The organism is Nodosilinea sp. P-1105, assembly GCF_012911975.1.
In the GTDB taxonomy this organism is placed as follows: Bacteria; Cyanobacteriota; Cyanobacteriia; order Phormidesmidales; family Phormidesmidaceae; genus Nodosilinea.
Genome location: NZ_SMDQ01000127.1, coordinates 1 through 5,325, shown reverse-complemented (window position 1 = coordinate 5,325; position 5,325 = coordinate 1). Strand labels below are relative to the sequence as shown.

The 5,325-nt window shown below is 47.6% G+C and carries 3 protein-coding genes; all 3 read right to left on the bottom strand.

The window, feature by feature from the left end; translation table 11 throughout:
• Window positions 1-211: 211 nt before the first annotated feature.
• The 3 genes from E1H13_RS26070 to E1H13_RS26060 all read right to left on the bottom strand — a co-directional run bounded on the left by E1H13_RS26070 (window position 212) and on the right by E1H13_RS26060 (window position 5,028).
• The gene (locus E1H13_RS26070; RefSeq protein ID WP_169617879.1) at window positions 212-2,854 is read right to left on the bottom strand and encodes a tetratricopeptide repeat protein; all 2,643 of its coding nucleotides are present in this window, start codon (window positions 2,852-2,854) and stop codon (window positions 212-214) included.
• A gap of 162 nt (window positions 2,855-3,016) precedes the next feature.
• Window positions 3,017-3,871, bottom strand: a complete 855-nt coding sequence (locus E1H13_RS26065; protein ID WP_169617878.1) for an NB-ARC domain-containing protein — start codon at window positions 3,869-3,871, stop codon at window positions 3,017-3,019.
• Between the two features lie 47 nt (window positions 3,872-3,918).
• Window positions 3,919-5,028, bottom strand: coding sequence for a TIR domain-containing protein (locus E1H13_RS26060; protein WP_169617877.1), 1,110 nt, complete (start codon window positions 5,026-5,028; stop codon window positions 3,919-3,921).
• Window positions 5,029-5,325 lie beyond the last annotated feature (297 nt).

Here is a 5,325-nt window from a genome sequence, read left to right as displayed (position 1 = left end):
TTCGCCCGGCTCCGCTCGCCCGTTGACGGGGTAAGGGACTCCGACGCGGCACAGCCGCGTTGGCCAATACCTGAGCGAAGGTGGATTTCAGTTCCTCAAAGGCCTTCCGGTTCAAACCGGTCAAAGCACGGAGGAGGCGGTCACTCTTGAAGGCACGTTGGAGATTCAGCACGGCACAACTGGGTTAACTTACTCCACAGGCTATTATCCCCTATTTCACAACAGGTCTATTGAGGGCGATCGCTTGACCTGTAATGTTTTTTTCTTTGTAAGCCAAATCAAAGCATCGGCGGAAACAACGCTCAGCCTCTGGCCATTGCCGTAGATCCTTGTACACTCCCCCCAGGGTATTGAGAATAATTCCTAAACTGCGAGTATCTTTTAAGTCTTCAGCAATCTCTAAACCTCTCTGGAGCACAACTTCTGCTTCTTGAGGACGGTGGCACAACTGTAGTACTCTACCTTGTTGGCTAAGGGGGATAGCTAATGCAGAGTGATCATGATTGGTATCAGCCACCTCAACCGCCCGCTCCAGGACCTCAATGGCCTCCTCCCAGCGCTGACGTTGCTGAAGCACTCCAGCTAAAGTAGTCAAACTAATGCAAAGACTTTGAGGGTTATCTAAGATTTCAGCCGCCGTCACAGCCCGCTCCAAAATCTCAATCGCTTCATCCCAGCGCTGACGTTGCTGGAGCAGCCCCCCCAAGGCATTCAAGCTATAGCTTAGTTGCTGAGGATTGTCTAAGGCTTCAGCCGCTGTCACGGCCTGCTTCAGCACCTCGATGGCCTCATCCCAGCGCTGGCATTGCTGGAAGACTTCCCCTAAGGCAGTCAAGCTAAAGATAAGCTCCTGCAAATCTTCCATTTTTTCTGCCACATTCACATTTCGCTTTAAGACATCTGCCGCTTCATCCCAGCGCTTGTGCTCTTTATGTAAATTTCCCAAAGCAATTAAACTAATCTTGAGTGATTGAAGGTTCTCCGAAGTCTCAGCCACTGCTGCTGCTCGTTGTAACACTTCAATGGCTTCATTCCAACGTTGACATTGCTGAAGAGTTTTTCCAAGCACATTCAGGCTGAAGATTAGTTCTTGTGAGTCTTCTAACTTTTCTGCTGAATTCACGGCACGCTGAAGCATATAAACGGCTTCTTCCCACCGATGTTGCTGCTTCAATAAATTTCCTAAAACTGTTGAACTGATATTGATAGCTTGAAGATCATCTACGCTTTCAGCCACTGTCACGGCTTGCTGCAGGACATCAATCGCTTCGTCCCAGCGCTGACGTTGCTGCAGCACTCCGCCTAATACGTTCAAGCTATAGTTGAGTTGCTGAAGATCATCTACGCTTTCGGCCACTGTCACGGCTTGCTGCAGGACATCAATTGCCTCATTAAAACGCTGACACTGCTGCAGCACTCCGCCTAATACGTTCAAGCTATAGTTGAGTTGCTGAAGATCATCTGCGGTTTCAGCCACTGTCACGGCTTGCTGCAGGACATCAATTGCCTCATCAAAACGCTGACACTGCTGCAGCACTCCGCCTAATACGTTCAAGCTATAGTTGAGTTGCTGAAGATCATCTGCGGTTTCAGCCACTGTCACGGCTTGCTGCATGACATCAATCGCTTCGTCCCAGCGCTGACGTTGCTGCAGCACTCCGCTTAACGCAGTTAAGCTAATACAAAGTTGCTGAGGATTATCTGAGGTTTCAGCCACTGTCACGGCTTGCTGCAGGACATCAATTGCCTCATCAAAACGCTGACACTTCTGGAACACTCCGCCTAATATATTCAAGCTATAGTTGAGATGCTGAGAATTATCTGAAGTTTCAGCCACTGTCACGGCTTGCTGTAGAGCCTCAATTGCCTCATCAAAGCGCTGACACTTCTGGAACACTCTACCTAACGCAGTTAAGCTAATGCTGAGTTGCTGAGGATTATCTAAGGCTTCGGCCACTGTCACAGCTTGCTGCAGGGCGTTAATCGCCTCGTCCCAGTGCTGACATTGCTGTAGTAATCCCCCTAGTGTGGTTAAGCTAATGCTGAGTTGCTGAGGATTATCTAAGGCTTCAACTATCTTAATAGCTCTCTGTAGAACTTCAACTGCTTCAAACCATTGCTGGTTTCTCTGGAGCAATCTGCTTAATAAGTTAAGGCTCAATTCGAGTCTATTTGAATCTCCTAGTATTTCGTCTATTTCGACAGCACGTTGCATGACAATAATAGCCTGGTCTATCAAGTCTTGGCTTAGCAAGACACCTCTGGCTGTTACACACCATTTCGCTTCACAGCGTAAACGTAGAGTTGAGTCTTCAACCTTAGGCAGTATCGATTTTTTTACTAATTTAATGACCTCATTTGCTTTTTCTGATTCACCCAAAAGATTTGAATACTTTGCTTGCTTAAGCTTGAATTTCACGGCACCATACCAATCCTCCCTGGTCTCAGCAATACGCCAAAATTTCTTCACCAGCTCAAGAGCCTTTTGCCAATATCCAAATTTCTGAAAAATCGGTAACAAGTCTAATGCAAAACCATAGTCTTGATTTTCCTGTTTACTCAACCAATCTACCGCTAAAATGATATCATCAACATCTTCTGAAATTCTTTCAGCGTCAATTCTGGTTTCAAGAGTCGCTTGAGAAATTAAATTAATGAAAAAATGTGCATGATTTGCTCTTGCAGATTCGAGAACTCTCACATTCTCAGCAATCTCTTGGGCGAACAGACGAATCAGTGAATGCAAAACATAGCGGTTTTCTCCGGCTTCAGCATAGTTGATTAGTGAAAGACGATAAAGACGAGTAAGAAAGTCCTGAGCATCATACTCATCGATTAATCCTGCAGTCGCCATGGCTAGGGTGTTCACTTTGTTGGAATTCTGGGGCTAAAGCTCATGCGCATTCTGAGTCAATTGCAAAGACTGTAACCCTTACACAGTTAGGGTTACGAGAGATGACGCAAAACCTGATCATGAATTGTGCATGAACTGGGAAAAAGCCCCAAAATCAACAGCCTACGCCATGGCTGTCCGTCGCGAGAAGCCATCTCGACCACAGACACTTAAACAGGCAAAAAACTGTTTCGTATCAGAGTCGAGTAGGTTTAAACTCAGCTCAAAAGAGGCGCGTAAGTTTAGCTGCTGTAGGGTATCACCGAAGTACAGCCTGCCCAACCGTTTCTTTTCTTGAACTAAAGATGCAGCATAATCACCCAGCGGTCGCTGATTTTGCAGCTTCAGCGAAGCACCAGCAATTTGTAAGGCTAGGGGCAAATTCTCAACAATCTGAATAATATTGTAGGCTGCCTCGATTTCTGCATTGACGCGATTCTCTCCCAGGATACGCTTCAATAGTTCTAGAGAGTCTTCACTGGGTAAAACTGGAACATCTAAAATGCTGTCTTGAGAAATCTGCAGGGTCACTGGCAAGCCGCGATCGCGAGTGGTAATAATTACCGCCGACTGCCCAACCGCTGGAATCAGCGGCTGCAAGACCTCCGCCCGATCGGCATTGTCAAAAATGAGCAGCATCTTCAGCGATCCAAAGGCCTCCTCCATTAGCGCGGCTGCCGGACGCTCATCTTCAGGGTCAAGATCCTGATCGGTGTACCTATACAGTTCGAGGACAAATTCCCGAGCGACGGTATTTACGTCTTTGTCTTCAACCCTCAGGCCAATTACTCCATGAGGAAAATATTGTCGATATTCCGTTGCGAAATGAGCGGCAAGGGCAGACTTTCCCATGCCGCCACTACCGGAAAGACTCACAAGGCTACATACCCTGTTACTCTTTGCATCAATCAGCAGATTTTTAAGAGTTGCTAGCTCCTTTTGACGACCCGTAAAGGTAGAAATATCGACCTGGGGCAAAACAAAGGGAGTTCGAGTTGCCCTATCAATGACTCCAGCAGGAGATCTTAGACTTTTTTTTTGAGCCTGGTGGACTCAACTGCTCGACGAATGCCTTGAGCAATATTCAGAAAAGCTTCATCACGATCGGGCCATTTGGTAACCGGAAGAGCATCTTTAGGTAGTGCTTGTAAGCCTTCAAACTCGGCCCCTTTCCAGTCTGTTGGCCTCAGAATCACAGGTATCACCCGAGCATCACCTTGGCGATGACGCTCCATAGCTCGCTTTAGCTCCGTATCATAACAGTAGTCAGAATCCATGAAGTCTGAGCTAATCAGCAACAGAACAATTTGGGCTGTCTCCAGGTTGTAGCTAATTTGGCCAGCCCACTCTTCCCCAGCAGTAATGTCTCGGTCATACCAGGCAGAAATAATTCCCTGCCGCTCCATATTCTTGAGTTGTTTAGCTAGCTCATTTCGCAACTCCTCGTCCTCATGGGCATAGGAAAAGAAAAGGGAAATGCCATCTTGAGGCGGCTCTGTATAAGCATGGGTCACTTCTTGTTGTGGGGGAGGTGGCATTGCGCTGCCTGTTTCCGAATGTTCAGCTTTTTCAAGCAAAACGGGTGTTGTATCACCTAATAGCCCAGCCAGTTGAATGGCACTACAACCCAATTGATGGGCAAATTTGACCGGGCGTCCCGCCCCAAGAGCGTCATAGAAGCCAACGGCAAATTCGATGGCAGCTCTGTCATCGATTGCTTGGCTGAGGCCAACAACAAACGGGATATGTTGAGCAATAGCCTGGGCTTGATTGGCTGAATAGCAGCCGTTGAGCACAACACATTCCAGTTGATCGGCAAAGAGTGCAAACAAGCTGGCTAAGGCTGCCCCCGAAACAAACTGAGCATTGCCTGCATTATCCTCAAACACCAAGCCTTCATGGCTGGTACCGTGCCCCAAAAAGTGCAAAATCTGAGGGTTCACATCGAGCAGGGCTCGTTGGATATCTCGTGGTCTGACAGCCCAACGCTGCTCAATGATGAATTGCTCTCGTTTTTTGGCTCGCTGGAGTCCTTCCTGAATATCTCGAACTTCCTGGTCTAGCCGAAGTTTGACCGTATCCTTCGGATTGGCAGCTAGAATCAGAATCTTTCTGACTTCAGGTATATCCGTCATAACGTTGAGAGAGTCATTGTTCGCCCAGTATAGCCTTGGATTTTCTTCATCTAAGGATTTATAGCAATCTGCTTATCTTGGGGCATAAGAGTTGGATGCGGTATTTACCCAATACTGTTCGGATAAGGTTCAGGTTGGTATTAGGATCGAGACATTAAGTTGGGGTCGAACCGTTCCCCTCCCCCGATGGGAGGGTTTTCGGGCGGGGAATTTTGCCCGAGGCTTTTTCACGACCCGTGGATTACTGCGCCCCGCTCGGGGCGGAATGCGTTGTTCTGCCAACTCCGTCATGAGCCA

What these genes read in the sequence shown, in the direction of transcription:
- E1H13_RS26070 (WP_169617879.1), bottom strand. Translation starts at nt 2,854, where the DNA reads ATGGCGACTGCAGGATTAATCGATGAGTATGATGCTCAGGACTTTCTT.
- E1H13_RS26060 (WP_169617877.1), bottom strand. Translation starts at nt 5,028, where the DNA reads ATGACGGATATACCTGAAGTCAGAAAGATTCTGATTCTAGCTGCCAAT.